General features: G+C 69.4%; 23 protein-coding genes and 1 pseudogene. 12 read left to right on the plus strand and 12 right to left on the minus strand.

Going from position 1 to position 25,724, the window contains the following annotated elements; all coding sequences use genetic code 11:
• Window positions 1-220: 220 nt before the first annotated feature.
• The 3 genes from QM701_RS13010 to QM701_RS13020 all read left to right on the plus strand — a co-directional run bounded on the left by QM701_RS13010 (window position 221) and on the right by QM701_RS13020 (window position 3,357).
• On the plus strand, window positions 221-1,186 hold the full coding sequence (locus QM701_RS13010; protein WP_415167475.1) for a TAXI family TRAP transporter solute-binding subunit: 966 nt from the start codon (window positions 221-223) through the stop codon (window positions 1,184-1,186).
• 132 nt (window positions 1,187-1,318) lie between these two features.
• Entirely contained in the window at window positions 1,319-1,984 is a 666-nt protein-coding gene (locus QM701_RS13015; protein WP_415167476.1) for a protein-L-isoaspartate O-methyltransferase family protein, read from the plus strand.
• Window positions 1,985-2,019: 35 nt separating this feature from the next.
• Window positions 2,020-3,357 carry a TolC family outer membrane protein gene (locus tag QM701_RS13020; RefSeq protein ID WP_415167477.1) on the plus strand — a complete coding sequence of 446 codons (1,338 nt, stop codon included), beginning with the start codon at window positions 2,020-2,022 and terminating at the stop codon, window positions 3,355-3,357.
• Window positions 3,358-3,454: 97 nt separating this feature from the next.
• On the opposite strand, the gene waaA is transcribed toward QM701_RS13020, so the two are convergent.
• Together waaA and waaC are read right to left on the minus strand one after the other, a co-directional pair.
• A complete protein-coding gene (gene waaA / locus QM701_RS13025) occupies window positions 3,455-4,714 on the minus strand; it encodes a lipid IV(A) 3-deoxy-D-manno-octulosonic acid transferase (RefSeq protein ID WP_415167478.1) in 1,260 nt (419 codons plus the stop codon).
• Complete coding sequence (waaC, locus tag QM701_RS13030) at window positions 4,711-5,676, minus strand: lipopolysaccharide heptosyltransferase I (RefSeq protein WP_415167479.1); 966 nt, start codon at window positions 5,674-5,676, stop codon at window positions 4,711-4,713. The genes waaA and waaC overlap by 4 nt, the downstream gene beginning before the upstream one ends.
• A 165-nt stretch (window positions 5,677-5,841) precedes the next feature.
• Here waaC and QM701_RS13035 point away from each other — a divergent pair, with 165 nt between their 5' ends.
• Together QM701_RS13035 and QM701_RS13040 are read left to right on the plus strand one after the other, a co-directional pair.
• Window positions 5,842-7,683 (plus strand): polysaccharide biosynthesis protein, encoded by a 1,842-nt coding sequence (locus QM701_RS13035; RefSeq protein WP_415167480.1) that lies wholly within the window; start codon window positions 5,842-5,844, stop codon window positions 7,681-7,683.
• Window positions 7,684-7,700: 17 nt separating this feature from the next.
• Window positions 7,701-8,522 carry a symmetrical bis(5'-nucleosyl)-tetraphosphatase gene (locus QM701_RS13040; RefSeq protein ID WP_415167481.1) on the plus strand — a complete coding sequence of 274 codons (822 nt, stop codon included), beginning with the start codon at window positions 7,701-7,703 and terminating at the stop codon, window positions 8,520-8,522.
• Here the strand turns inward: QM701_RS13040 and QM701_RS13045 are convergent.
• Together QM701_RS13045 and QM701_RS13050 are read right to left on the minus strand one after the other, a co-directional pair.
• Window positions 8,458-9,264, minus strand: coding sequence for a lysophospholipid acyltransferase family protein (locus QM701_RS13045; protein ID WP_415167482.1), 807 nt, complete (start codon window positions 9,262-9,264; stop codon window positions 8,458-8,460). The genes QM701_RS13040 and QM701_RS13045 overlap by 65 nt on opposite strands.
• A gap of 22 nt (window positions 9,265-9,286) precedes the next feature.
• Window positions 9,287-10,222, minus strand: coding sequence for a carbohydrate kinase family protein (locus QM701_RS13050; protein ID WP_415167483.1), 936 nt, complete (start codon window positions 10,220-10,222; stop codon window positions 9,287-9,289).
• Window positions 10,223-10,467: 245 nt separating this feature from the next.
• On the opposite strand from QM701_RS13050, the gene QM701_RS13055 reads away from it, so the two are divergent.
• From QM701_RS13055 to QM701_RS13070, 4 genes and pseudogenes are all read left to right on the plus strand, one after another.
• Window positions 10,468-11,160, plus strand: coding sequence for a response regulator transcription factor (locus tag QM701_RS13055; RefSeq protein WP_415167484.1), 693 nt, complete (start codon window positions 10,468-10,470; stop codon window positions 11,158-11,160).
• Between the two features lie 6 nt (window positions 11,161-11,166).
• A complete protein-coding gene (locus QM701_RS13060) occupies window positions 11,167-12,822 on the plus strand; it encodes a FecR domain-containing protein (protein WP_415167485.1) in 1,656 nt (551 codons plus the stop codon).
• Window positions 12,823-12,951: 129 nt separating this feature from the next.
• Window positions 12,952-13,614: pseudogene (locus tag QM701_RS13065) on the plus strand (CHASE2 domain-containing protein); the annotation flags it as partial.
• Window positions 13,615-13,681: 67 nt separating this feature from the next.
• Window positions 13,682-14,818, plus strand: a complete 1,137-nt coding sequence (locus tag QM701_RS13070; protein ID WP_415167486.1) for a sensor histidine kinase — start codon at window positions 13,682-13,684, stop codon at window positions 14,816-14,818.
• 13 nt (window positions 14,819-14,831) lie between these two features.
• Here the strand turns inward: QM701_RS13070 and QM701_RS13075 are convergent, their stop codons facing one another.
• The 7 genes from QM701_RS13075 to QM701_RS13105 all read right to left on the minus strand — a co-directional run bounded on the left by QM701_RS13075 (window position 14,832) and on the right by QM701_RS13105 (window position 21,142).
• Window positions 14,832-15,632: an FHA domain-containing protein gene (locus QM701_RS13075; protein WP_415167487.1), complete on the minus strand. Its 801-nt coding sequence runs from the start codon at window positions 15,630-15,632 to the stop codon at window positions 14,832-14,834.
• A 287-nt stretch (window positions 15,633-15,919) separates the two neighbouring features.
• Window positions 15,920-16,885 carry a DUF3426 domain-containing protein gene (locus QM701_RS13080; RefSeq protein WP_415167488.1) on the minus strand — a complete coding sequence of 322 codons (966 nt, stop codon included), beginning with the start codon at window positions 16,883-16,885 and terminating at the stop codon, window positions 15,920-15,922.
• Window positions 16,886-16,998: 113 nt separating this feature from the next.
• Entirely contained in the window at window positions 16,999-17,892 is an 894-nt protein-coding gene (gene prmA, locus QM701_RS13085) for a 50S ribosomal protein L11 methyltransferase (RefSeq protein WP_415167489.1), read from the minus strand.
• 7 nt (window positions 17,893-17,899) lie between these two features.
• Window positions 17,900-19,264, minus strand: coding sequence for an acetyl-CoA carboxylase biotin carboxylase subunit (gene accC, locus QM701_RS13090; RefSeq protein WP_415167490.1), 1,365 nt, complete (start codon window positions 19,262-19,264; stop codon window positions 17,900-17,902).
• 8 nt (window positions 19,265-19,272) lie between these two features.
• A complete protein-coding gene (gene accB, locus QM701_RS13095; protein WP_415167491.1) occupies window positions 19,273-19,734 on the minus strand; it encodes an acetyl-CoA carboxylase biotin carboxyl carrier protein in 462 nt (153 codons plus the stop codon).
• A 308-nt stretch (window positions 19,735-20,042) separates the two neighbouring features.
• Entirely contained in the window at window positions 20,043-20,549 is a 507-nt protein-coding gene (locus tag QM701_RS13100) for a TlpA disulfide reductase family protein (protein ID WP_415167492.1), read from the minus strand.
• Complete coding sequence (locus tag QM701_RS13105; protein ID WP_415167493.1) at window positions 20,546-21,142, minus strand: hypothetical protein; 597 nt, start codon at window positions 21,140-21,142, stop codon at window positions 20,546-20,548. The genes QM701_RS13100 and QM701_RS13105 overlap by 4 nt, the downstream gene beginning before the upstream one ends.
• 132 nt (window positions 21,143-21,274) lie before the next feature.
• Between QM701_RS13105 and mpl the strand changes: the two genes are divergently transcribed.
• The 3 genes from mpl to rbsK are packed head-to-tail and all read left to right on the plus strand — an operon-like array spanning window position 21,275 to window position 24,614.
• Window positions 21,275-22,648 (plus strand): UDP-N-acetylmuramate:L-alanyl-gamma-D-glutamyl-meso-diaminopimelate ligase, encoded by a 1,374-nt coding sequence (mpl, locus tag QM701_RS13110; RefSeq protein ID WP_415167494.1) that lies wholly within the window; start codon window positions 21,275-21,277, stop codon window positions 22,646-22,648.
• Window positions 22,641-23,657, plus strand: coding sequence for a LacI family DNA-binding transcriptional regulator (locus tag QM701_RS13115; protein WP_415167495.1), 1,017 nt, complete (start codon window positions 22,641-22,643; stop codon window positions 23,655-23,657). Before mpl ends, QM701_RS13115 begins: the two co-directional genes overlap by 8 nt.
• Before the next feature lie 60 nt (window positions 23,658-23,717).
• Window positions 23,718-24,614 carry a ribokinase gene (gene rbsK, locus QM701_RS13120; RefSeq protein ID WP_415167496.1) on the plus strand — a complete coding sequence of 299 codons (897 nt, stop codon included), beginning with the start codon at window positions 23,718-23,720 and terminating at the stop codon, window positions 24,612-24,614.
• Between the two features lie 12 nt (window positions 24,615-24,626).
• On the opposite strand, the gene QM701_RS13125 is transcribed toward rbsK, so the two are convergent.
• The gene (locus tag QM701_RS13125) at window positions 24,627-25,685 is read right to left on the minus strand and encodes an ABC transporter ATP-binding protein (protein ID WP_415167497.1); all 1,059 of its coding nucleotides are present in this window, start codon (window positions 25,683-25,685) and stop codon (window positions 24,627-24,629) included.
• Between the last annotated feature and the right edge of the window lie 39 nt (window positions 25,686-25,724).

Below are 25,724 nucleotides of genomic sequence, written 5' to 3' on the forward strand. Positions count from 1 at the left end.
GGATGCGGCGGAGCGCGGACGTTCCTGCCGTCCGCGCGGCATGCACGCTTCCGGTGCGCGGCGGCCCGAACTGGCGCGTTAGAACTAAAGTAATAGCCGAAGCAATGCGATATGCGATATTCTGAAAAATAGTGTTAATCGCCTCCGGAGCGTCCGCTGGAGACAGGCGGGATGGCTTCCGGTTCGGCCATCGCATCGTTCATAACTCAGGGTCAAGACAGTGAGGATAATCGCGGCGGCGGCAGCCGCGCTGGCGGTGGGGCTCTCATCGGCAAGTCCGGCGGTTGTTGCTCAACAGAACGCGGCCATCGGCACGGGCGGGGTGACGGGCGTCTATTACGCCGCCGGCAGCGCCATCTGCCGCCTGCTGAACAAGGAGCGGGTGAAGTACGGCGTGCGCTGCTCGGTCGAACGGAGCGGCGGGTCGGTCAGCAACGTCAACGCCATCCGCTCCGGCGCGGTCAATTTCGGCATCGTCCAGTCCGACGTGCAGTATTACGCCGTCAAGGGGCTGTCGCACTTCCGCGAAAACGGCCCCCATGCCGACCTGCGCGCCGTCTTTTCGATCTATCCCGAGGCCTTGACCGTGGTCGCGCGCAGGGACGCGAACATCCGCCGGTTCGAGGACTTCAAGGGCAAGCGCTTCAACATCGGCAACCCGGGTTCCGGCACGCGCGAGACGACGGCGATGCTGATGAGCGCGCTGGGCATGAAGCCCGGCGATTTCGCGCTGGCCTCGGAATACAAGCCCGACGAGCACGGCACCGCCCTGTGCGACGGCCGGATCGACGGCTTCGGCTACATGGTCGGCAACCCGGCGGCCAACATCCAGGAACTGATGACGGCGTGCGGCGGGCATCTGGTGCCGCTGGCCGGCCCGGCCATCGACCGGCTGATCCGGGAGCGGCCGTATTTCGCCCGCGCCACGATCCCCGGCGGCATGTACCTGGGCAATCCGGAGCCTACCCGGACCTTCGGCGTGGTGGCCAGCCTAGTGACCTCGGCCCGGGTGCCGGACGAGGTGGTCTACGCCATCGTGGCGGCGGTGTTCGACAACCTCGAGGAGTTCAAGAAGCTGCACCCGGCGTTCGCCAACCTCGATGCCGAGGAAATGATCCGCAGCGGCATGTCGGCGCCCCTGCATGAGGGCGCGGTGCGCTATTACCGGGAGAAGGGCTGGATGTGAGCGGGCGCGCGGCCGCATCGGCCGGAGCGTGTGAAGGCCGCCTGCCTCAAGGTATAATCCCTCTCCTGTTTCAACGACAATCGATTCGTCCAGACGAATATTCAGACGGGGAATGAGGTGGCGGCCGTGGCGATGAATACCGAACAAGCGCGTTTCAACATGATCCAGCAGCAGATCCGGCCCTGGGAGGTGCTCGATCCGGGCGTCCTGGCGCTGTTGAGCGTGGTGAAGCGCGAGGATTTCGTGCCCGCCGAGCACCGGGAGCTGGCCTTCGCCGACGTCGAGATTCCCCTGAAGCCCGGCGCCCGGCCGGGGCAGACCATGCTTCCCCCGCGCGTCGAGGCGCGGCTGCTGCAGGAACTGGCGGTCAGGAACACCGACAAGGTGCTGGAGATCGGCACGGGCAGCGGCTACATGGCCGCGCTGCTCGCCGCCAAGGCCGAATTCGTCTATTCCGTCGAGATCGATCCGGAACTGGTGGAACGGGCGCGCCGCAACCTGCAGCAGGCCGGCGTCGCCAACGTCAGCGTCGACCTGGGCGACGCCTCGCGCGGCTGGGACCTCTACGCGCCGTATGACGCCATCGTCGTGTCCGGTTCGCTGCCGGTGCTGCCCGAGGCGCTGCTGCGCCAACTGAAGATCGGCGGCCGGCTGATCGCCGTCGTCGGCGAGGCGCCGACGATGGAGGCGCGGCTGATCCGGCGCCCCGACGAGGACGCCTTCAGCAGCGAAAATCTGTTCGAAACCGTGGTGGCCCCCCTGGACAACGCGCTGCAGCCCGAAAAGTTCGTCTTCTGAACGGACCGGACACCCAGACACCTCAAGGGGTTTTCATGCGATCGAGGCCATCGGCCCTCCGGTTGTCCGTCCTGGCGGGGCTGGCCTGCCTCTCCTTCCAGGCGGCGTCCGCCGATCTGCTGCAGGTGTACCGCGAGGCGCTGGCCAACGACGCGCAGTACGCCGCCGCGCGCGCGACGGCCGAGGCGGGGCGGGAAAAGCTGCCGCAGGGACTGGCCGGCCTGCTGCCGGTGATCGGCGCGACGGCCGGGTCGGTGTGGAACGAAAACCGCTATCGCATGGCAGGCCAGCCGGCCTGGAACAAGGATTACAACACGCACAGCTACAACGTCAGCCTGACCCAGCCGCTGTTCCGCTGGCAGAACGTCGTCCAGTACGGGCAGGCCAAGTGGCAGGTCGTCCAGACCGAGGCGGTCTTCGCGCAGGCGGCGCAGGACCTGATCCTGCGCGTCGCGCAGGCGTATTTCGACGTGCTCTACGCGCAGGAGAATCTCGCCGCGGTGCGCGCCAGCAAGCAGGCCATCGCGCAGCAGCTGGCGCAGGCCAAGCAGAATTTCGAGGTCGGCACCGCGACGATCACCGACACCCATGAGGCGCAGTCGCGTTTCGATCTGGCCAGCGCGCAGGAACTGGCGGGCGAGAACGATCTGGAGGTCAAGCGCTACGCCTTGCGCGTGATCGTCGGCAAGGAGCTCGGCGAACTGGCCCGCCTGCGCGCCGACGCGACGTTGCTGCCGCCGCAGCCGGCGAGCATGGAGCCATGGGTCGTGGCCGCCGAGAACGACAGCTTCCAGGTCCAGGCGCAGCAGGCCGCGCTCGAAGTGGCGCAGCGCGAAATCGAACGCATGCGCGCGGGCCATTACCCGACGCTCGACGTGGTCGCCAATTACGGCAAGAGCGACTCGGCGTTGTCGATCTCCAGCGATACCAGCCTGGAGACCGGCACGCGCAACATCGGTGTGCAGCTCTCGATCCCGATCTACCAGGGCGGCGCCGTCAATTCGCGCACCCGCGAGGCAATCGCCAACCGCAGCGCGGCCTTGGCGGGACTGGAAAACGTCCGCCGCACGGCGACGCTCAACGCGCGGCAGTCGTATCTCGGCGTGGTGAACGGGCTGGCGCAGGTCCAGGCGCTCAACGCCGCGCTGGTGTCGAGCGTCAGCGCGCTGGAATCCAACAAGCTGGGCTACGAGGTCGGCGTGCGCATCAACATCGACGTGCTCAACGCCGAGCAGCAGGTTTACGTCACCCGGCGCGATCTGGCCAAGGCGCGCTTCGACACGCTGCTCGCGCAGCTCAAGCTCAAGGCCGCGGTCGGCACGCTCGAAGAAAGCGACCTGGAGCAGATCAATCCGCTGTTCGAGACGCCGTAGCCGGGATCAACCACGGCGATCACAGCGAAAAGCAAGAACCGGATTCCGCATCACCCACTGAACCTCGCCGGACGGCAGGTCTGCCGCCGCACCTTGTTCAGGCCACGAATTCCTTGATGAGCGCGATCGTCCGCGCGGTCGCGCCGCGGTGCGACCGGCTGAATTCCGCCGCCGCCTCGCGCATCGCCGCCAGCGTGGTTTTTTCAATCAGCAGCTGCTTGGCCGTGGCGGCGGCGTCCGGGGCGTCGGCGACGCGCCGCGCCGCGCCGCAGGCCAGCGCGTCCTCGGTGGCCTGGGCGAAATTGTAGGTGTGCGGCCCGACCAGCACCGGACAGCCGCAGGCGGCCGCCTCGATCAGGTTCTGGCCGCCGAAGGGCAGCAGCGTGCCGCCGATCAGGGCGACGTCGGCGGCCGCGAAATAGGCCGGCATCTCGCCCATGCTGTCGCCCAGCCAGACGCGCGTTTCCGGCCCGGGGAACTGCCCGGCGCTGCGCCGGCAGAATGGCAGCCGGCGCTCCCCGACCGCCGCCGCCACCTCGTCGAACCGCTGCGGATGGCGCGGCACCAGCAGCAGCAGCGCATCGGGCAGGTCGAGGCGGGCGAAGGCGTCGAGAATGAAGCCTTCCTCGCCCTCACGCGTGCTGGCGGCCAGCCACACCGGGCGGTTGCCGAGCGCCTGCCGCCAGTCGGCGCCGAGCCGCAGTTTTTCCGGGGCGGGCGTGACGTCGAACTTGAGATTACCGGTGACGCGCACGCCCTGCGCGCCGATGCCCTGCAGGCGTTCCGCGTCGGCTGAGGTCTGCGCCGCCACGGCCGCCAGGCCGGCCACGGCGGGCCGGATCAGCGGCAGGAAGCGCCGGTAGCCGCGCTGCGACCTGGCCGACAGGCGGGCATTGACCAGCAGCATCGGCACATCGCGGGCGCGCGCGGCGGCGATCAGGTTCGGCCAGATTTCCGTTTCCATCAGCAGCCCGGCGCGCGGCTGGAAGTGGTCGAGAAAGCGCGCGCAGGCGCCGGGCAGGTCGTAGGGCAGGTAGGCCTGCAGCAGGCGCGGCCCGTACTTGCCGATCAGTTCGGCGCCGACGGCGCGGCCGGTCGGCGTCATGTGCGTGAGCAGCAGCGCATGGTCCGGGTATTCGGCGAGCAGCGCCTTGATCAGCGGCTCGGCGGCGCGCGTCTCGCCGACCGAGACGGCGTGCAGCCAGATGAGCGGCGCCGGCGGCCGCCCGGCGTGCAAGCCGTAGCGTTCGCCGAGATGGCGCAGGTACTCGGGCTGCCGGCGCGCCCGCCAGGCGAGCCGGCCCCAGACCAGCGGCTGGGCGAGCCGGAACAGCAGCGAATAGGCGAAGCGGATCATCGGCGCAACTCCTGGGCGACGGCGGCGAGAACCGCGTCCACGCCGGGGGCGCGGCCGGGTCCGCCGAGATTGCGGAAATTCCGGGTGCCGTAGACGCCGGTCAGCGCCGGGTCGGTCGCCACGTACAGGGCGACGGTGGGGACGCCGAGCGCCGTGGCCAGATGGACCAGCCCGGTATCGACGCCGACGGCCAGCTCGGCATGCCCGATCAGCGCGGCCAGTTCGCGCAGCGACAGCGGCGGCGCGACGACGGCGGCGGCGCACGCGGCGGCGATGCGCTCCGCGCGCTCGCGCTCGCGGGCGCTGCCCGACGGCAGCACGGGCGTCAGCCCGCGTTCGGCGAGTTGCCGGGCGACGGCGATCCAGCGGTCGTCGTCCCAGAGCTTGTCGTCGCGGCTGGTGGCGGTGAGCAGCACGGCCCGGCGCCCTTCCCGCCCTTCCGGCAGCCAGGGAAAATCCGCTGCGGGCGCGCGGATGCCGTAGTCGAGCGGCAGGTCGACCGGGTAGTCGAACGCCGCCGCGCTCAGCCAGCGGTTGCGCTCCACGGCGTGCACATTGGGCGGGATGACGAAGGTCCGGTCGTAGAAATAGGAGGCCAGCGGCTCGCGCGCCGCTTCGGCGGCGTAGCCGTAGCACGGCCCCTTGGCGAGGAAGGTGATCAGTCCGCTCTTGACCAGGCCCTGCGTGTCGAGCACCGCGTCGTAGTCCCGGCCGCCGAGCCGTCGCCGGAAGGCGCCGATCTCGCGCCAGGTGGCGCCGCTGCACAGCGCCTTGCGCCAGCGGCGGATGGCGACCGGGATGACCTCGGCGACCGCCGGATGCAGGCGGGGAATGTCGGTGAAGGCCTCCTCGACGCACCAGTCGATGACCGCGTCGGGAAAGCGCCGCCGCAGGTCGCTGGCGACGGGAAGGTTGTGGATGACGTCGCCCAATGACGACGTTTTGACCAACAGGATGCGCATCGGCGGGTGGATTGGGCGCGCTGGCGGAAGGGCCGCATTATACGCCGCTCCCCCGGCCGGTTTTCCCGCTTCTTCGCGGCGATGCTTACCGGAACAGGCGCTTAAAACAGGCGCTTAAAGTAGAATAGCCATGAGCATATCCCCATCACCCTGGACTGCCATCCGATGATTTTCCACTTGCTGCTCAAGCGCACGCTGGTCCTGCTGCACGACCTCGCCGCCGTCGCCGTGTGCTGGCTGCTGGCGTATTGGCTGCGTTTCAACCTGGTCGTCCCGGAATTCCTCGTGGAAGGCGCGCTGCACACGCTGCCCGCGGTCTTGGTCGTCTACGGTCCGGCCTGCTGGCTGTTCGGGCTGTATCGCGGCATCTGGCGCTATGCCAGCATGATGGACATGCGCCGGATCATCCTGGCCGTGGCGACGGCGGCGGTCATCTCGGCCGCGGCGATCTACATGTTCCAGCTGGAACCGGTGCCGCGCTCGGTGCTGATCCTCCATCCGCTGCTGCTGATCCTGGTCATGGGCGGCAGCCGTTTCGCCTACCGCGCCTGGCGCGACCGCGCGCTGTACGGGCGCGTGGTGCTGGCCGGCGAGCCGGTGCTGGTGCTCGGCTCGGGCGACGCCGCCGACCAGCTGCTCCGGGAACTGGCGCGTTCGCCCGACTGGTGCGTGGTCGGCCTGCTCAGCGAGGACGAGCGGCGCATCGGCCATGAAATCCAGGGCGTGAAGATCCTCGGCCCGCACGAGGACCTCTCGGCCTGGGCGGAAAAGCTGTCGGTCAAGCGGGCGATCGTGGCCATGCCCGAGGCGTCGCCGCGCAAGCGGCGGCACGCCATGGAACTGGCGGTGCAGGCGGGCCTGTCGGTGATGACCGTGCCCAGCCTCGAAGACATGCTGGCCGGCAAGGTGGCCGTGTCCCGGGTGCGCCAGGTGCAACTGGAGGATCTGCTCGGCCGCGAGCCGGTGCAGCTCGACGACGCCGGCCTGCGTGCGTGGTTCGACGGGCAGGCCGTGCTGGTGACCGGCGCCGGCGGCTCGATCGGCTCCGAGCTGGCGCGCCAGCTCGCCCGCTTCACGCCGCGCCTGCTGATCCTGCTGGACGTTTCCGAGTACGCGCTGTACCGGCTGGAGCAGGAGTTCCGGCGGGCGCATCCGCAGGCCGCGTGCGTCTTCGTCGTCGGCGACGTGAAGGACGTGGCCTGGCTCGACCGGATCTTTGCGCTGCACCGGCCGTCTGTGGTGTTCCACGCCGCCGCCTACAAGCACGTGCCCCTGATGGAGGGCGAGAACGCCTGGCAGGCGGTGCGCAACAACGTGGTCGGCTCGAAGCGGCTGGCCGAGGCGGCGCGGCATTACGGCGTCGACAAGTTCGTCCTGGTATCCACCGACAAGGCGGTCAACCCGACCAACGTCATGGGCGCCACCAAGCGCCTGGCCGAACGCATCCTGGCGGCGATGCAGGAGGAGCGCGGCGAGGGCGGCACGCGCTTCATCACCGTGCGCTTCGGCAACGTGCTGGGCAGCAACGGCTCGGTGATTCCCACCTTCCGCGAGCAGATCGCGCGCGGCGGGCCGGTGACCGTCACGCACCCGGACATCATCCGCTATTTCATGCTCATCCCCGAGGCGGCGCAGCTGGTGATGCAGGCCGGGCTGATGGGCCAGGGGGGCGAGATCTTCGTGCTCGAAATGGGCGAGCCGGTGCGCATCGCCGATCTGGCGCGCGACATGATCCGCCTGTCCGGCTTCACCGAGAACGAGATTCGGATCGAGTTCACCGGCCTGCGGCCGGGCGAAAAGCTCTACGAGGAACTGCTGGCCGATAGCGAGCAGACGCTGTCCACGCCGCACCCCAAGCTGCGCGTGGCGCTGGCCGAGGCGGCGCCGGACGCCGTCTGGCGGCGCGAGCTCGAAAACTGGCTGCGCGAGCCGGTGCCGGAGACCAACGGCGATCTCAAGCTGCGCCTGCACCGCTTCGTGCCCGAGTATTCCCCGCAACTCGGCTGACGCCCGCCCGAAAAGCCATGTCCACCTACGCGATCGGCGACATCCAGGGCTGTTTCGCCTCGTTCATGCGGCTGCTCGAACACTGCCGTTTCGATCCGGCCGCCGACCGCCTGTGGCTGGTCGGCGACCTGGTCAATCGCGGGCCGCGCTCCCTCGAAACCCTGCGTTTCGTGAAGGCGCTCGGCGCCGCGGCGATCGTCGTGCTGGGCAACCACGACCTGTCGCTGCTGATGGCCGCCGAGGGCTTCGGCAAGCGCGGCAAGGACGACACCTTCGACGACATCCTGCAGGCGCCGGACCGCGAGGAGCTGCTGTTCTGGCTGCGCCACCAGCGCCTGTGCCACGTGGAAAACGGCCATTGCCTGGTGCATGCCGGCCTGCTGCCGCAATGGACGGCAGCCGCCGCCCGGGCGCTGGCGGGCGAGGTCGAGGCGGCGCTGGCGGCGCCCGGCTGGCGCGAATTCCTGGCCCACCTGTGGGGCAGCGAACCCGCCTCTTGGCGCGACGACCTGACCGGCTGGCCGCGCCTGCGCGTGATCGTCAACGCCATGACGCGCATGCGTTTCTGCACGCCGGACGGGGTCATGGACTTTCGCGCCAAGGGCGAAGTCGGCAACGCGCCGCCCGGCTACCTGCCCTGGTTCGAGGCGCCCGGCCGGCGCAGCGCCGACACCACGCTGGTGACCGGGCACTGGTCGGCGCTCGGGCTGAAGATGCTGCCGAATCTGCTGGCGCTCGATTCCGGCTGCCTGTGGGGCGGGCCGCTGACGGCGGTCAGGCTGGAAGATCGGGCGCTGTTCCAGGTGCCCTGTTCGGTTGAAGAAATCCGAGTCTGGTAGCGATCGCCTCGTGGGCCGCGCGCGACACGTCGCGGCGCGAGCGGCCGGCCGTGGCCATCGGCGGCAGCGGCGCCAGCCGCACGGTCAGCGAACGGCAGGCGAGGATCGCGGCGAAACACCGCGGCAGGCTGACCCCGGCGAACGACGGCGCCAGGCTGCGCCGCCCGTGCGCGTCGTGGTAGGAGAGCGCCAGCGGCCACACCGGGCGCCCGGTTTCGACGGCCGGCTGCAGCAGCGCGGCGTGGAAATCGAGCAGGCGCGCGCCGTCGGTCGTCCCGCCTTCGGGAAAGACGGCGATGTCGCAGCCGGCCTCCAGCCGCGCGTCGATCTCCGCGTTGACCCGGCGGGCGTGTTGGCGGCTGCCGCGATTCAGGAAGACCGTGTCGTTGCGCGCGGCCAGCCAGCCGATCAGCGGCCAAGCGCGGACTTCCGTCTTGGCGATGAAGGCGGCGGGACGCAGCGCGTTGATCACGAAAATGTCCAGCCAGGAAACATGGTTGGCGACGATCAGGCAGCCGGCCGGCGCCTCCGCCGGCCCGGCGTCCAGGCGGATGGCGAGGAGGTCCAGCAGCCGGCGCGACCAGCGCTGCCTGAACGCCAGGCGCTGCCGCGCGTCCCAGCGCCGGTACGGCAGCGCGGCGGCCAGCAGGGCCCGGAGCAGATGCAGGGCGACCCGCGCCGCGCGGACGAGGCGCAACGGATACGGCGTCGGCGGGAGGGAAGGCGCCGGGGCGGGGTTCACGCCTGGATCGCGTTCGGAGACGCTACCAGGGCGCGCGGCCGAAGGCGGCGGCAAAGCACCCGGCGATCTCGCCGCGGCTGGGAACGTGATTCTGCCCGCCGCGGCTGGCGACCTTGATGGCGCCCATGACGGCGGCCAGCCGCCCGGTCCGCTCCCAGTCCCACTGGCGGGCGATGCCGTACAGCAGCCCGGCCCGGTAGGCGTCGCCGCAGCCGGTCGGATCGACCACCGCCTTGGCCGGCGCGCACGGAATGTCGAGGCGGCGCCCGCCGGCGTAGATGTGCGAGCCCTCGGCGCCGCGGGTGACGATCAGCGCCTCCAGCCGGCCGGCCAGCTCGTCCAGGGAACGGCCGGTCCGGTCGCAGGCCAGCCGCGCCTCGTAGTCGTTGAAGCAGGCATAGCGCGCGAGGTCGAGGAAATGCAGCACTTCATCGCCGGAAAACATCGGCAGGCCCTGGCCCGGATCGAAAATGAACGGAATCCGTGCCGCGGCGAGGTCCTCGGCGTGTCGCAGCATGCCGTCCCGTCCGTCCGGCGCCACGATCGCCAGCGTAGCCTCTGCCGCGTCGGACGCGCGGTTGTGGTGCGAAAAGCTCATCGCGCCGGGATGGAAGGCGGTGATCTGGTTGTCGTCGAGATCGGTGGTGATGAACGCCTGCGCGGTGTAGCTGCCCTCGACGTGGCGCACGTGCGCCCGCGACAGGCCCAGGCGGTCGAGCCGGTCGAGGTAGGGGCCGGCGTCGTCGCCGACGGTGGCCATGATCAGCGGGGCGTCGCCGAGCAGCTTGAGGTTGTAGGCGATGTTGCCGGCGCAGCCGCCGAATTCGCGGCGCATCTCGGGCACCAGGAAGGCGAGGTTCAGGATGTGGATCTGTTCCGGCAGGATATGATTCTTGAACCGGTCGTGGAAGACCATGATCGTATCGTAGGCGATCGATCCGCAGATGAGCGTTGTCATGACTGGAAGGGCGAAACGGCGACTGCCGATTGTATCATCGCGCCAGGAGCATGCCGACAAGGCGGCGCCGTCCGAAGTTCCGGCGCGTTTTGTCTTTTGAAGAACGTTAATTCTTTTTTACAGTCTGCTTCCTCTTTAGCGGGGAAAATAGCATATCGAAAAAAATTTCCCTGTGAATCAAGATGATAAGTCGCAGGGCCTGGCTGGCGGTATAAATCGGTCAACAAAGAACAGTCAATAGAAGCATGAGAATCGCCTACCTCGAAGATGATGCCGAGTCAGCAACAACCGTCAATGAGTGGTTACGCGAGGCCGGCTATGACGTGAAGTGGTTCGCCAGCGGGGTGGAGTGCGCGCGCGTCGTCGCTTCCGAGCGTTACGATGCCTGCCTGTTCGACTGGGTGGTGGAAGACCTCGCCGGGATCGAGGTGATGGCCCGCCTGCGCATCAAGCTGCGCCAGGCCATGCCGCCCGTATTGTTCGTGACCGGGCTGGACAGCGAACAGGACGTGGTCGAGGCGCTCAACGCCGGCGCCGACGATTACCTCGTCAAGCCGCTTTCCCGGCCGATCCTGCTGGCGCGCCTGCAGGCCGTGCTGCGGCGGCGCGGGGTGAACAGCGGCCTGCCGCAGATCCAGGATTTCGGGCGGCTGGTCGTCGACCATGCCCGCCGGCAGGTTTCGCTGGACGGCCGGGTCGTCTCGATGACCGAGCGGGAAACCGATCTGGCGCTGCATTTCTTCCAGAACATTGGCCGGCTGCTGACGCGCGATCACCTGATCAAGGTCGTCTGGGCGCTGTCCGCGGACGTCAACACGCGCACGGTCAACGTGCATGTCAGCGCGCTGCGCCGCAAGATCGGCATCACGCCCGAGTTTGGGTGGCGTCTGGTTTCCGTGTATGGTCACGGCTATCGACTCGAGAAGCTGAAAGAATAAAAAGCCATGCGCAGTCCTTCCCTTGCCGGTTGCCTGGCGGCCGCGATCCTGGCGGCGGCCGCGTCCTGCGCCGGCGCCGCGCCCGCCGGCAGCGACGAAACGATTCCCGTCTGGCGCTATACCGTCAAGCCCGGCGACACCCTGATCTCCATCGCCCAGCGCTATCTGGCGCAGGCCGGGGACTGGCCGAAGATCCAGAAAAGCAACCGCATCGCCGATCCGTTCCGCATGCTGCCGGGCACGGCGGTGCGTATCCCCGCCTCGATGCTGCGCAAGGAGCCCGGCGCGGCGCGCCTGGAAAAGATCAGCGGCAGCGTGCGCTGGCACGGCGGGGACGGCGAGTGGCGCGCCGCGGCCGCCGGGCTGCGGCTGGCCGCCGGGGCGGCGGTGGAAACCCTGGAGGATTCGAGCGCGCTGCTGGTGCTGGCCGACGGCAGCCGGATCGTCGTCGCTCCCGGTTCGGTGCTGGCGCTCGACACGCTGAGCGTCTACGCCGGCGGGCTGATGGCCGACACGCGCCTGCATCTGCCGCGCGGCCAGGCCGAGATTTCGGCCAATCCGGACAATCTGCCGCAGCAGAATCTGCGCATCCGCACGCCGTCCGCGCAGGCGGTCGTGCGCGGCACGCGCTTCCGCGTCGAGGCCGACGCGGCGGCCTCGCGCGAGGAAACGCTGGCCGGGCTGGTCGGCGTGGCGGCCGCCGGGGCGCGCGTCGCCGTGCCGGCCGGCAAGGGCACGCTGGCCCGGGCCGGGGAGCCGCCGATAGCGCCCGTCGCCCTGCTCCCCGCCGCCGACGTCTCACGCCTGCCGGCGCGCTTCGAATACCTGCCGATGCGCTTCGACCTGCCGCAACTGCCGGGCGCTGTGGAATGGCTCGGGCTGATCGCGCCGGACCGCGAGCTGCTGTCCATCCTGGCCAGCAAGCGCACGCGCGCCGGCCAGCTGACCTTCGCCGACCTGCCGAACGGCGACTACGTTTTGGCCTTGCGCGCCGTCGACGCCAACGGGCTGCGCGGGCACGACGCGCTGCATGGCTTCACCGTTTTCGCGCGGCCGTTCCCGCCGGGGCTGAACGCGCCCGGCGACGGCTCGACCGTGCGCACCGCCCGGCCGCGCTTCGCCTGGGGGAACGTGGTCGACGCCGCCCGCTATCGTTTCCAGGTATCGGCTGATGCCGCCTTCGCCGCGCCGCTGCACGATGCGGTGGTGACGGAGGAAAGCGGCGAACTCGGCGCGGACCTGCCGCCGGGCGCGCTGTTCTGGCGGGCGGCAACGCTCACCGGTACGGGCGAGCAGGGGCCGTGGAGCCGGCCGGCGGCGTTCACCTACAAGCCGGGCCCCGGACCGGCCGACCTCGGCAAGGCCGCGCTGCAGGCGGATCATGAGCGCGTGGTGTTGAACCTGCCGCCGCCGCCGGCGGGAATGCGCTACGAAGCGGCGCTCGCGGCGGACAAGGGCATGCAACCGCCGCTGGCGCAGGTGCAGGCGGATGAAGGAACCCTGGAACTGGCCAGCCCGGGCAGCGGCACCTACTATCTCGGGGTGCGGCTGGTCGATACGTCCGACGGCACGCCCGGACCGATGTCCGTGCAAAGAATCGACATTCCGGTGGACGGCAGGCTGTGGCTGCTGTTGCTGCTGCCGCTGGCGCTGCTGCTGTAGCCGCTCGCGCGGGCGACGCCGATGCCCGGCCGTTTCTTCGCCTCCCCTCAGGCCCGGGGCAAGCTGGCGGTGGCGCTGATCCTGCTGTCGATCGCGCTGGCGGGGAGCCTGAGCAGCGTCTTCCGGCGGATGGATCACCTGGTCTTCGACCTCGGGCAGCTGGTGTCGCGCCGGCCGGTCGCCGACGATATCGTGCTGATCACCGTCGATGAGGAAAGCCTTGGCCGCCTGGGCCGCTGGCCCTGGTCGCGCGAAATCCACGCCGCCCTGATCGATGCGCTGTGCGCGGCGCGGCCGGCGGCCATCGGTTTCGACGTCGCCTTCTCCGAACCGCAGTCGCCGGCGGCCGACGAGGCGCTGGCGCAGGCCATCCGGCGCTGCGGCCGGATCGTGCTGCCGCTGGTGCTCGAAACGGCGCGCGCGGGCCGGCAAGTCGTCGAATCGCCGCCGATTCCGAGCCTGCGCGACGCGGCGGCGGGGCTGGGGCGCGTCGGCGTGCGCATCGACGAGGACGGCATGGCGCGCAGCGTGGATCTGAGCGAGGGCGTGGGCGTCGCGGCGTGGCCCCTGTTCGCCGAGGAACTGCTGCGGGTCGGCGGCGCGGCGCCGGCGCGGGCGTCTGCCGGCGGCGAGCGCGCGCCGGAGCTGCAGGAGGCGATCTACGGACTCGTGCAGGGCGAACGGCGGCGAGTGCAGTTCGCCGGCCCGCCGGGCACCTTCCCGCACGTCGCCTACGCCGACGTGCTCGACGGCCGCGTCCCGGCCGCCTCGTTCGCGGGCCGGACGATCATCGTCGGCGCCACCGCCGTCGGGCTCGGCGACCTCTTCCCGACGCCCGTTTCCGTCGAACGCGCAGCCCATGGCGGGCGTGGAGATCCAGGCCAACATCTGGTCCGGGCTGCGCTCGGACACCCTGGTCCGGGAACTCCCGGCCGGCGTGACGGCGCTTTTTTCCGGGTTGCTGGCGCTGGCGCCCCTGCTCTGGCTGCCGCGCCTGATGCCTTCCGCCGCGCTGTTCGCCTCGCTGCTGTGGATTTTCGTGCCGGTGGCGCTCTCGGTGTTCTCGCTGGCCTTCCTGCAGCTGTGGCTGCCGCCGGCGGGGGCCGTGCTGTCCGGCCTGTTCGCCTACCCGTTGTGGAGCTGGCAGCGCCTCGAAGCCGCGCGCCGGCACCTGGACCTCGAATTGCGGGAGCTCGGCGAAGCCATCCCCGGCGAGGGCGGCGACGATGCGACGACGACGGTCGGCAGGATGGGGTTCGAGCAGCGCATCGCCCGCGTCCAGGCGGCGCGGCGGCGGGTGCAGCACCTCGAGGAGCAGCGCCGCGAGGCGCTGGCCTTCATTTCGCACGACTTGCGCGTGCCCTTGGCCAACGCCGTGCAGCGGCTGGAAAACGAGCCCGATTGCCGTCCCGGCCAGTTGCTGCCTTCGCTGCGGCGGGCGCAGGCGATGGCTCAGAACTTCCTCGGCCTGGCGCGGGCCGAGGCGCTCGACCGCCGGCACATGAAGACGATCGACCTGCTTTCCGTCCTGCATCAGGCCGCCGACGAAATGTACTTCGCCGCGCAGCGCCGGGAGATGCGCATCGAACGGCGCCTGCCGGACGAGCCGGCCTGGATCGTCGGCGACTTCGAGGCCATCGAGCGCTGCGCCATCAACCTGCTGCAGAACGCGGTGGCGTACGGATCGCCCGATGCCGCGATCATCCTGGGCGCGGACCTCAAGCATCCGCACGGCTCGCCCAGGGATTTCGTGCGCTTCTGGGTCGAGAACACGGGCGCGGAATGGCGTCCGGAGGAGCTGGACCGCCTGTTCGAAAAATTCCGCCGGGGCGAGCCCGCCGGGCAGGGCGGCCGCCGGCCGGAAGGTTCCGGGCTGGGCCTCTACTACGTGCGCACGGTGGCCGGCAAGCACGGCGGGCGGACCGGCGTGGACGGCGGCGCCGGCGGCAGAATCCGCTTCTGGGTCGAGCTGCCCCTGAGCGGAACGGGGGCCTGACGGCCCGCCGGCGCTAACCGGCGCCGTTCACGCGGAACTCGATGACGCTTGAGGCGTTCTTGCTGGCCGCCTGGCCGAGGCTGATGCGGCCGCGCCCTTCGAGGAGGTAGCTCTCGTTCTTGACCAGCACCTCGTAGCCGCTGTGGAAGACGATGTTCGTGCCGTTGGTGCTGTGGTCGGTCAGGATGCAGCCTTCCGGGCGGATTTCGATCGAGGCGTGCTCGCGCGAGACGAGCTTGTCGGCAATGGTTACGTCGCAGGCCGGATCGCGGCCGAAGGTGGTCACGGTGTGCAGGCGGTCGAGCACCAGCCGGCTGGCGCCGATGCGCAGCACCACCTGTTTTTCGCTGAGCGTCGGCGGCGAGGCGAGCAGGGATACGTGCGTCTGCAGCGACAGCGTCTTGTTCCAGTCCAGATCGTAGACCGGGATGCCGACGGAGGCGCCGTTGCGCGGGCTGCACTGTTCCCGGACGCTCGGCGTCAGCGTGCGGTAAACCAGGCCGGAGACGAGAATGCCATCGGCGGCCGCCTTGCCCGCCAGGAACATGGCGATGCCGAAGCCGAAGCGGCGATCGTTGTCGCGCCTTTCCTTGGCGCCCGCGGGGGGCGCGCGGCGCGGGCGCGGCCGCGCGACGCGGTGGATTCCGATGTGCAGCGACAGCGGGCGGTCGACCAGCCGGGGCATGCCGAAGCACCGCCGCTGCATTTCGCAGGCCGCCAGCGACGCGGCGTCGGCCGTCGCGAAGCTGGCCAGCAGCATCCTCCTGTCCTTGCGCACGAGTTTGCCACCGTAGGCCAGAGCAACCCGTTCCATCCGGTTGATCCGGCGGCTTTCGGGTTGTCCGGCCACGGTGTCAAGTGCTTCAGCCTTGGAAACGGCAGGACCCAGAAGTCTTGCGCAGACCGCATAGGCGCCTTGTTCTTGGCTCATCGGGACGACTTTCACGATTCGTGATGCAACGGAACCTAGAGGAGTTCCCGGTCGCGCAGGCGCGTGGACGCCGGCCGCCGGGGACCGACGCAAGGCTAGAGGATCGCCGCCCGGCGGGCAAAGACTATGAACGGCTTTTTACAGAGGAAAGGGCGGCGGCGCCCGCCGGCTCAGGGATAGAAGACGAACAGCCGGTATCCCGCCGCGCCGAGGTCCTCGGCCTCGATCCACAGGCGCACCGCGACGTCGGCATTGCCGGGAAAGACGGGATCGGCGGCCGTCTTCGCCGGCAGGTAGTCCGCCGGGCCGAAGAGGCGGCGGGCGATCACCGTGTCCTGCGTGTCGGTGAGCGCCAGCTCCAGCGACGGATAGGCTTGCCCGTAGGGCGCCTTGTTGCGCAGCGTGGCGTTGAGGACGAGCAGCTTGTCCCGGCCCGGATCGATCTGCAGGTCGGACGTTTCGATGCTCACCAGCTCGACGTGCCGCGGCAGCGGCAACGGGTGGCCCAGGGCGAGCGAGAAGGTTTCGAGGGCGGGGCGCAGGGCAGGCATGGCGACCGCCAGCTCGCCGCGGAAGTGGAACAGCGCCTGACCGGCCAGCGCCAGCACCAGCACCCCCGCGGCCAGCTTGAACGGCCAGTGCGACGGCTTTTCTTGGGCCAGCGCGATGGGCGATGCCATGACGCCTTCGGCCCACTTGCTGTAGCCGGGGATCTCGGTGGTTTCGCGCGGCAGGATCAGCCCGGCGGCGGGGTCGGCCACCGGCGTTTCGGGCGGCTCGTCCGGGCCGGTCGACTCGTCCGGGCCGCTTGGTTCATCCGGGTCGGATGGCTCGTCGGACGCAGCGGGCGTGCCTGGCGCGGGCTTCCACATTTCCGGCTCGCCGGCCGGCAGGGAAGGCGGGGTTTCCGGCGCCGTTTCGAAGGGTTCCGGTTCGCTCCAGGCGGCCGCCGGCACCGGTGCCGGGTGCTCTTCGGCCGGAGGCGGCTCGGCGGCGGGATGGCGCTCTTCGAGCAGGCTGTCGAGCGCGTTGAACACCGCCTGGCAATGGCCGCAGCGAACCTTGCCGGCCCGCGCCCGCAGCTGTTCCGGGGTGACGCGGAAGACGGTCTGGCAATCCGGGCAGCGGGTTTTCATGGAAGGGAATTTTAGCCTGAAAACTCCGGACGGCTTCGCGCTTTGCGAAGAATGCGAAGAAAAACAGTTGCTTGTATGACGTTTGCGGTCCGCGTGCGCAGCGCGGCGACGGGTTACGCCGCTTTCTGGCCGGCCAGGCAGACCCAACCTTCGCGGCTGTCGGCCACCGCCAGCGGCAGCCACGGGGCGTAGGCGGCGATCAGTTCCTCGGTCTGCGCCGCCAGGATGCCCGACAGCGCCAGCCGCCCGCCGGGCCGGACGTGGGCGCAGATCGCGGGCGCCAGGGCCTTGAGCGGATTGGACAGGATGTTGGCGACCACCAGGTCGAACTGCCCGCGGATCTCCGCCGCCGAATCGTCGAAGCGGACGTGCACCCCGTTGCGCTCGGCGTTGTGGCGAGCGGCGGTGACCGCCTGCGGGTCGATGTCGACGCCGAGCACGTCCGCCGCGCCGAGCCTGGCGGCGGCGATGCCCAGGATGCCCGAACCGCAGCCGTAATCGAGCACGGAGACGCCCGGCGTCACGCTGCGCTCCAGCCATTCGAGGCACAGGCGGGTGGTCGGGTGCGAGCCGGTGCCGAAGGCCATGCCCGGGTCGAGGACCAGGACGATGGCCTCCGGGTCCGGCGCGGTGTGCCAGGACGGCACGATCCACAGGCGGCCGGAGACCCGGATCGGCTCGAACTGCGACTGGGTGAGCCGGACCCAGTTCTGCTCTTCCACCTTCTCCAGCGCGTAGGCCGGCACGCCGTCGAGGCCGGCGGTGGCGGCGCAGGCGGCGAGCAGCTCGTCGACGTCGGTGCCGGCGTCGAGCAGGGCGACGACGCGCGAGCGCGTCCAGCCGGGCGTCGTGGGCGAGCCGGGCTCGCCGAACTGCGGCGTCTCCTCCGGCGTGCCGGCGTCGGCGTCCTCGATGCTGGCGGAGAGCGCCCCGGCGTCGAGCAGCGCGTCGGCCAGCGGCTCGGCGTGGCCGCAGTCGGTGTCGATGGTCACGGAAAGCCAGGACATGGACGCCTCAGTCGTTCTTTTTCACTTCGTCGAGCGCGGCGAGCTTCTTTTCCAGGTAGTGGATGCTGGTGCCGCCGTCGACGAAGTTGGCGTCGTGCAACAGTTCCTGATGCAGCGCGATGTTCGTCTTGATGCCCTCGATGCTCATCTCCGACAGCGCGATGCGCATGCGCTGGATGGCCTGCTGGCGCGTGTCGCCGTGGGCGATCACCTTGGCCACCATCGAATCGTAGTGCGGCGGCACCGTGTAGCCCTGATAGATGTGCGAATCGACCCGGATGCCCGGTCCGCCGGGCGGGTGGTACAAGGTGATCCGGCCGGGAAAAGGCACGAACGTGTAGGGATCTTCGGCATTTATGCGGCATTCTATGGCATGCCCGCGCACGTCGATCTCGCGTTGCCGGAAGCGCAGCTTTTCGCCGGCGGCGACGCGGATCTGTTCCTGCACGATGTCGATGCCGGTGATCAGCTCGGTGACCGGGTGCTCGACCTGGATGCGCGTGTTCATCTCGATGAAGTAGAACTGCCGGTTCTCGTACAGGAATTCGAAGGTGCCGGCGCCGCGGTAGTTGATGCGCCGGCAAGCGTCAGCGCAGCGTTCGCCGATGCGCGTGACGTGCCGCGACAGGACGCCCGGCGCCGGCGACTCCTCGATGATCTTCTGGTGCCGGCGCTGCATCGAGCAGTCGCGCTCGCCCAGGTAGACCGCGTTGCGGTGGCTGTCGGCGAGCACCTGGATTTCTATATGGCGCGGATTCTCCAGGTACTTCTCCATATAGACGTTGGGATTGCCGAAGAAATTGAGCGCCTCGGCGCGGGTCATGGTCACCGCGTTGACCAGCGCGGCCTCGGTGTGCACCACGCGCATGCCGCGCCCGCCGCCGCCGCCCGCCGCCTTGATGATCACCGGATAGCCGATGGCCTTGGCGGTCTTCAGGATCTCCTTGGGGTCGTCCGGCAGCGCGCCTTCCGAACCGGGGACGCAGGGCACGCCCGCCGCCCGCATCGCCGCCTTGGCGAAGACCTTGTCGCCCATCAGGCGGATGGTCTCGGGACGCGGGCCGATGAAGACGAAGCCGGAGGATTCCACGCGCTCGGCGAAGTCGGCGTTCTCCGAGAGGAAGCCGTAGCCGGGATGGATCGCCTCGGCGTCGGTCACTTCGGCCGCCGAGATGATCGCCGGGATGTTCAGGTAGCTCTGGCTCGACGCGGCCGGCCCGATGCAGACCGACTCGTCGGCCAGCTTGACGTACTTCGCGTCCCGGTCGGCCTCGGAGTGGGCGACGACCGTCTTGATGCCCAGCTCGCGGCAGGCGCGCTGGATGCGCAGGGCGATTTCGCCGCGGTTGGCGATGAGTATCTTGCCGAACATGGCGCGCCCTAGCCGATGATGAACAGCGGTTCGCCGTATTCCACGGGCTGGCCGTTGTCCACGAGGATGGCCTTGACCGTCCCGGCGTACTCCGATTCGATCTCGTTGAGCAGCTTCATGGCCTCGATGATGCACAGCCGGTCGCCGACCTTGACCGTGCTGCCGACCTCGATGAAGGGATCGGCGTCGGGGCTGGCGGCGCGGTAGAAGGTGCCGACCATCGGCGACTTGACGGTTTCGCCTTCGGGCTCGTCGGGTTCCTCGTCCAGGTCGTCGTCGAAGACGGACGATTTTTCGCGCGGCGCCGGCGCGGCGGCCGGCAGGGCGCCCGGCTGGATCGTGTACGTCTGCGGCACGGCGACCGCCTGCTTGACGATGCGCACCTTTTCTTCGCCTTCGGTGACTTCGAGTTCGGTGATGCCCGATTCCTCGACGAGATCGATCAGCTTCTTGAGTTTTCTCAAATCCATCCGTGGTGTCTCCGCTGAGCCGGGCAGATCGGTTTCGGCGAAGAAAAACACGGGAGCCGAAGCCTGGCCGAAGCCGGCGCGTTATATATCGATTTTGGTGTCTGGATGACGTGAATGGCGGCGAAAATTCGCCAAACGTGTCGCTAAGTTGAAACTTCGAATAAGGATTTTTGACGATCCGGCAGGCCGGTATTTCTTGGAAACATCTATCGCGAAAGCGGCAAGTTTGCTGCAATTCGCGGTAATTTGTCCAGATGTCAGCGTTTTGCGGCGGCTTCGAGCAGGCGTTCGAGTTCGGTTTCGGGGAGTCAACCGGTGCGGGTCAGCAGAGGTTCCCCGGCGCGGCCGAGGATGAGCGTGTAGGGCAGGCCGCCCGGCCGGTTTCCCAGCGCCTTGCTGAGTTCGATGGCGCCGGGGCCGGCGATCAGCAGCGGGTAGGACACCGGGTGCGCCGCGGCGAACGCCGCCACGGCCTCCGGCGGATCGGTCGAAATGCCGAGGAACTGCACGCCCTGCGCGGCGTATTTTTCGTTGAGCCGCGAAAAATAGGGCATTTCCTCGCGGCACGGCTGGCACCAGCCTGCCCAGAAATTGACCACGAGAATCTTGCCCTTCCACTGGGACAACGGCTGCCGGCGCCCGCGATGATCGTTGAGCTCGCCGTCCAGGAAGCCGCGCAGCGTGGCCGCTGAAATGGGCTGTACCGTGGTGGCCGGCGCGGCAGACCCGCCGGCCGGCACGGCGGCCGCACAGGCGAGCGCGGTGGCGGCGGCGCCCGCCGCGATCAGCCGGCGCAGGACGGGCCGGGCGGTCACGCGGCTTCCCCCTGCCCGGCCAGCAGGCGCCGGACCGCGTCGATGCGCGCGCGCGGGCGGACCCGGCCGTCGTGCGTGCGGAACACCACGCGCTCGTCCTGGCGGGAATAGACGACCAGGTTGATCGCCGTGTCGTCGTCGTAGAGCGTCAGCACGGCTTCGGCGCGTTCCGAGCGGGGCGTGCTGTGCCGGTAGTCGATGCGCTCGTTGATCAGGAAGATTTCCACGTCCTTGGCGCTGTCGGTGAACAGCTGGATGTCGATCTCGGCGTTGCGTCCGGCCGTGCCGTCGAGCACGGCGCCGGCGAGGTAGGGGTTGAATTGCCGCACGATCTCCATGCAATCGACGGCTTTTCGCCGAAGATCGGCGAGCCTTTCCTCCTGTTCGCGTTCCTGGAAGAGCCGCTGGTAGAGCCGCAGCTCGGCTTCGACCTCGGCGTTCTCGGGCAGGCGCGCGTTGGCCGGCAGGCCGAGGACGGACGCCGCCTTGCGCTTGGCGACCGTGTAGTCGTCGATGCCGTCTTCCGCCATCAGCTTGGCGGCGAGGCTGGCGAGGTGCGGGTGCGGGGAGGGGAAAGCGCGGTCTTTGCTCATCGCTCCGTTCCGGTGAAAAGTCGCGGGACCTGGCACGCGTGCCAGCGGGGCGCGGGGAGTAAAATCCGCCTGGCGGATCGCGCCGTCGAGGCTGCTCTGGCTGTTCGGACAATTCTAACGCGGATTCATTTCATGCATATTCACATCCTCGGTATCTGCGGCACCTTCATGGGAGGCGTCGCCCAGCTGGCGCGCGCGGCGGGCCACCGGGTCACCGGCTGCGACGCCGGCGTCTATCCGCCGATGAGCACCCAGCTGGAGGCCGCGGGGATCGAACTGATCGAGGGCTACGGCGCCGAACAGGCGGCGCTGGCGCCGGACTGTTTCGTGATCGGCAACGCCGTTTCCCGGGGCAATCCGCTGCTCGAGGCGATCCTCGACCGCGGCCTGCCTTACGTGTCCGGCCCGCAGTGGCTGGCCGACCACGTGCTGAACGGCCGCTGGGTGCTGGCGGTGGCCGGGACGCACGGCAAGACGACCACGGCGTCGATGCTGGCGTGGATTCTCGAAGATGCCGGCCTGAGCCCCGGCTTCCTGATCGGCGGCGTGCCGATGAACTTCGGCGTGTCCGCGCGCCTGCACGGAGAACGGACTTCGCCGTTCTTCGTGATCGAGGCCGACGAGTACGATACGGCGTTCTGCGACAAGCGCTCCAAGTTCATCCACTACCGCCCGCGGACCGCGGTGCTGAACAACCTGGAGTTCGATCATGCGGACATCTTCGCCGATCTGGCGGCGATCGAGACGCAATTCCACCATCTCGTGCGCACCCTGCCGCGCCAGGGGCTGATCGTCGCGAATGCGGCGGAGGCGAGTCTCGAACGGGTGCTGGCGCGCGGCTGCTGGACGCCGGTCGAGCGTTTCAACGCGGCCGGCGGATGGCGCGCCGAAGGCGACGATGCCTCGGGCGAGCTCCGCCTGATGCGGGGCGGCGCCGCGATCGCGCAGACCCGCTGGGCGCTGACCGGCGAGCACAACCGCGCCAACGCCGTCGCCGCGCTGCTCGCCGCCCGCCATGCCGGTGTGTCGCCGGAACGCGGTCTGGACGCGCTGTCGCGCTTCGGCAACGTCCGGCGGCGGATGGAATTGCGCGGCACCGAGCGGGGCGTCAGCGTCTACGACGACTTCGCGCACCACCCGACGGCGATCGCCACCACGCTGGCAGGCCTGCGGCGGAAGATCGGCGGCCGGGCGGACGGGCGCATCCTGGCCGTGCTCGAACCGCGTTCGAACACCATGAAACTGGGCGTGATGAAGGCGCAGCTGCCGGGCAGCCTGCGCGACGCCGACCGCGTGTATTGCTACGCCGCCAATCTCGGCTGGGACGCGGCCGAGGCGCTGGCGCCGCTCGGCGAGAAGGCGGCGGTGGCCGGCGACCTGGAGGCCCTGGTCGGCGACGTCGCGCGCGAGGCGCGGGCCGGCGACCACATCCTGGTGATGAGCAACGGCGGCTTCGGTGGCATCCACGGCAAGCTGCTGGCCGCGCTGCGGGGCGGCCATGCCTAAGACCGTCGACGAGATTTCGCGGGAAACCGGCTTTTCGGTGACCACCGTCCGGTTGGTGATCAACGGCCAGTCCGAGAAATACCGGATCAGCGACAAGACGCGGCGGATCATCGAAGACTACGTGGCCCTGCACGGCTACTCGCTCAATCACGCGGCGCGCAGCCTCAAGCTCAACCGCAGCGATACCGTCGGTTTCGTGGTGCCGGACCTGTCGAACGCCTTTTTCGCGCGCCTGATGGCCGCGCTCGAAAGCCTTTGCCGCGCGCGCAACCTGCTGCTGCTGACCGTCGCCTCGCACGAGGACCCGGTGCTGGAGAACCGCGCCATCGCCAGCCTCCTGGCGCGCGGCGTGGACGGGCTGGTGGTGGCGCCGTGCCAGGCCGCCATCCTGCCGCAGCTCGTCAAAAGCCGGAGCAGGACGTCGATCGTGATGATCGACCGGGATTTCGCCTCCGGGCTCTTCCCCACCGTCGTCAGCGACAACTTCCGGGGCGGGCTGGCGATGACCCGCCGCATGCTGCAGGCCTCGCGCGGCGAAACCTTCCCCTTCCTGTGCGGCCACGCCGAATCGCCCAGCATCCGCGACCGCATCCGCGGTTTTGCGGAGGCCTGCGGGGACGCGGCGGAAAACGGCGAGGAGCGGGTGCTGCTGGAGGCGGACGACGACATCGCGGCCGGCAGCCGCATGATGCGGCGGCTGATCGACCGCGCCGGGGGCACGCCGCCGCGCGCTTTCATGTGCTCGTCGCTGCTGATCCTGGAGGGGGCGTTGCAGCAGATCAAGAACCAGATCGGCCGGATCGACCCCAGCATCCTGATCGGCACGTTCGACGATCACACCATGCTCGACCTGCTGCCCAATCCCGTCTTTTCGATCCGCCAGAACGAGAAGGCGCTGACGGCGAGGATTTTCGACTACCTGACCCGGCCGCGCGCCGAGGAAAAGAAGGCCGTGTGCGAATCCTCGGTCATCGCGGCGGAACTGGTATGCCGCAACCTCGACGCCTAGCCATGCCCCACCGGCCTGGGGGCTGACCATTCAACGCATTGAGCCAAGACCGGGAGGAACATGAACAGGGTTCTCGTCGTAGGCAGCATCAACATGGATCTGGTGGTGGAAACCGACGAATTCCCCGCGCCGGGGGAGACGCTGCTGGGCCGGCGTTTCGCCACCTATCCCGGCGGCAAGGGGGCGAACCAGGCGGTGGCCGCGCGGCGGCTGGGCGCGCAGGTCGCCATGCTGGGCTGCGTGGGCCGCGACGCCTTCGGCCGCGAGCTTTCCGACCGGCTGGCGGCCGAGGGCATCGACCTGTGCCACCTGCGCACGGACGGCGAGGCGTCAACCGGCGTGGCGGCGATCACGGTCAGCCGCGCCGAGAATTCGATCGTGGTCGTGCCGGGCGCCAATCACCGGCTGTCGCCGGACGACGTCGCCGCCGCCGGGGAGGCGTTCGCCGAGGCCGACGTGGTTCTCTGCCAGCTCGAAATCCCGCTGGCCACGGTGGCGGCCGCGGCCGGACTGGCGCAGCGCCACGGCAAGCCCTTCCTGCTCAATCCGGCGCCGGCGGCGAGCCTGCCGGCGGACCTGTCCGAACGGATCGCGCTGCTCACGCCGAACGAGCATGAACTTGCCGTCCTGTCTGCCGGCGCAGGGGACGGCACCTGGCAGGCGCGGCTGGCGCGGCGCCCCGGGCGCGTGCTGATGACGCGCGGCGCGGACGGCGCCTGGTTCGCCGGCCGCGATGGCCAGCTGCACCACCAGCCGGCCTTCCGGGTGACGGCGGTGGATACCACCGGCGCGGGCGATACGTTCAACGGCGCGCTGGCGGCGTTCTGGGGCCGGCCCCTGGCCGAACTGGCGCGGCTGGCGTGCGCGGCGAGCGCGCTGTCGGTGACGCGCGCGGGCGCCCAGGGCGGGATGCCGACGCGCGACCAGCTCGCCAGCTTCCTCGGCGAGGCGCTCTGACGCGGCCGCGCCTCAGATCCTTTTGCCCGTCGCCTTCTCGAACAGGTGGATCGTCGCCGGGTCGATGCCGATGCCGAGCGTCTGGTTGAAGCGGATATCCATCCGCTCGCGGAACAGGCAGTCAACCGGCTGGCCTTCGCAGTTCAGCTTGACGTAGATTTCCGAGCCCGTCCCCTCGACGAAATCGACCGTGCCGCGGATGCCGCCGGCGTCGGCCCGGATGTGTTCGGGGCGGACGCCGTAGACCAGCTCGACGCCGGCGAACCTGTCCGCGGGGAAGCCTGCCGGCAGCGGCAGCGCCAGCCCGCCGCGCGCCCGGAAGACGCCGTCCTCGACGTGCCCGTCGATGAAGTTCATCGCCGGCGAGCCGATGAACCCGGCCACGAAGACGTTGGCCGGACGGTCGTAGATTTCGAGCGGCGAACCGATCTGCTCGACCAGGCCGTCGTGCAGCACGACGATCTTGTCGGCCATGGTCATCGCCTCCACCTGGTCGTGCGTCACGTAGATCGTCGTGGTGCCGATGCGCCGGTGCAGCGAGCGGATTTCACCGCGCATCTGCACGCGCAGCTTGGCGTCCAGGTTGGACAGGGGCTCGTCGAACAGGAAGACCTGCGGATCGCGGACGATGGCGCGGCCCATGGCGACCCGCTGGCGCTGGCCGCCGGAGAGCTGCCGGGGAAAGCGTTCGAGCAGGTTTTCGAGGCCCAGGATGGCGGCCGCCTTGGCCACCTTGTCGCGCATCTCCTGCCCGGCGGCCCGTTTCAGCTTGAGCGCGAAGCCCATGTTGTCGGCGACCGTCATGTGCGGGTACAGCGCGTAGTTCTGGAAGACCATGGCGATGTCCCGGTCGCGGGCGCGCAGCCGGCTGACTTCCCGTGAACCGATGTAGATCTCGCCGCCGCTCACTTCCTCCAGGCCGGCGACCATGCGCAGCAGGGTCGACTTGCCGCAGCCCGAGGGGCCGACGAGGACGACGAACTCGCCGTCGGCGATGTCGATGTCAACGCCGTGGATGACCTTCACCGCGCCGAAATTCTTTTTGACTCCAACGATTTTTACAGAGGCCATGAGCAAGTTCCCCGCATGTTTCCGAATCCGGAAGAGTGA

The organism is Propionivibrio sp. (genome assembly GCF_047602565.1).
In the GTDB taxonomy this organism is placed as follows: domain Bacteria; phylum Pseudomonadota; class Gammaproteobacteria; order Burkholderiales; family Rhodocyclaceae; genus Propionivibrio.

Excerpts from the sequence above, each read along its gene's own strand:
- QM701_RS13015 (WP_415167476.1), top strand. The coding sequence starts at position 1,319 with ATGAATACCGAACAAGCGCGTTTCAACATGATCCAGCAGCAGATCCGG.
- QM701_RS13020 (WP_415167477.1), top strand. The coding sequence starts at position 2,020 with ATGCGATCGAGGCCATCGGCCCTCCGGTTGTCCGTCCTGGCGGGGCTG.
- waaA (WP_415167478.1), bottom strand. The coding sequence starts at position 4,714 with ATGATCCGCTTCGCCTATTCGCTGCTGTTCCGGCTCGCCCAGCCGCTG.
- waaC (WP_415167479.1), bottom strand. The coding sequence starts at position 5,676 with ATGCGCATCCTGTTGGTCAAAACGTCGTCATTGGGCGACGTCATCCAC.
- QM701_RS13035 (WP_415167480.1), top strand. The coding sequence starts at position 5,842 with ATGATTTTCCACTTGCTGCTCAAGCGCACGCTGGTCCTGCTGCACGAC.
- QM701_RS13040 (WP_415167481.1), top strand. The coding sequence starts at position 7,701 with ATGTCCACCTACGCGATCGGCGACATCCAGGGCTGTTTCGCCTCGTTC.
- QM701_RS13050 (WP_415167483.1), bottom strand. The coding sequence starts at position 10,222 with ATGACAACGCTCATCTGCGGATCGATCGCCTACGATACGATCATGGTC.
- QM701_RS13055 (WP_415167484.1), top strand. The coding sequence starts at position 10,468 with ATGAGAATCGCCTACCTCGAAGATGATGCCGAGTCAGCAACAACCGTC.
- QM701_RS13060 (WP_415167485.1), top strand. The coding sequence starts at position 11,167 with ATGCGCAGTCCTTCCCTTGCCGGTTGCCTGGCGGCCGCGATCCTGGCG.
- QM701_RS13070 (WP_415167486.1), top strand. The coding sequence starts at position 13,682 with ATGGCGGGCGTGGAGATCCAGGCCAACATCTGGTCCGGGCTGCGCTCG.
- QM701_RS13075 (WP_415167487.1), bottom strand. The coding sequence starts at position 15,632 with ATGGAACGGGTTGCTCTGGCCTACGGTGGCAAACTCGTGCGCAAGGAC.
- QM701_RS13080 (WP_415167488.1), bottom strand. The coding sequence starts at position 16,885 with ATGAAAACCCGCTGCCCGGATTGCCAGACCGTCTTCCGCGTCACCCCG.
- prmA (WP_415167489.1), bottom strand. The coding sequence starts at position 17,892 with ATGTCCTGGCTTTCCGTGACCATCGACACCGACTGCGGCCACGCCGAG.
- accC (WP_415167490.1), bottom strand. The coding sequence starts at position 19,264 with ATGTTCGGCAAGATACTCATCGCCAACCGCGGCGAAATCGCCCTGCGC.
- accB (WP_415167491.1), bottom strand. The coding sequence starts at position 19,734 with ATGGATTTGAGAAAACTCAAGAAGCTGATCGATCTCGTCGAGGAATCG.
- QM701_RS13105 (WP_415167493.1), bottom strand. The coding sequence starts at position 21,142 with ATGAGCAAAGACCGCGCTTTCCCCTCCCCGCACCCGCACCTCGCCAGC.
- mpl (WP_415167494.1), top strand. The coding sequence starts at position 21,275 with ATGCATATTCACATCCTCGGTATCTGCGGCACCTTCATGGGAGGCGTC.
- QM701_RS13115 (WP_415167495.1), top strand. The coding sequence starts at position 22,641 with ATGCCTAAGACCGTCGACGAGATTTCGCGGGAAACCGGCTTTTCGGTG.
- rbsK (WP_415167496.1), top strand. The coding sequence starts at position 23,718 with ATGAACAGGGTTCTCGTCGTAGGCAGCATCAACATGGATCTGGTGGTG.
- QM701_RS13125 (WP_415167497.1), bottom strand. The coding sequence starts at position 25,685 with ATGGCCTCTGTAAAAATCGTTGGAGTCAAAAAGAATTTCGGCGCGGTG.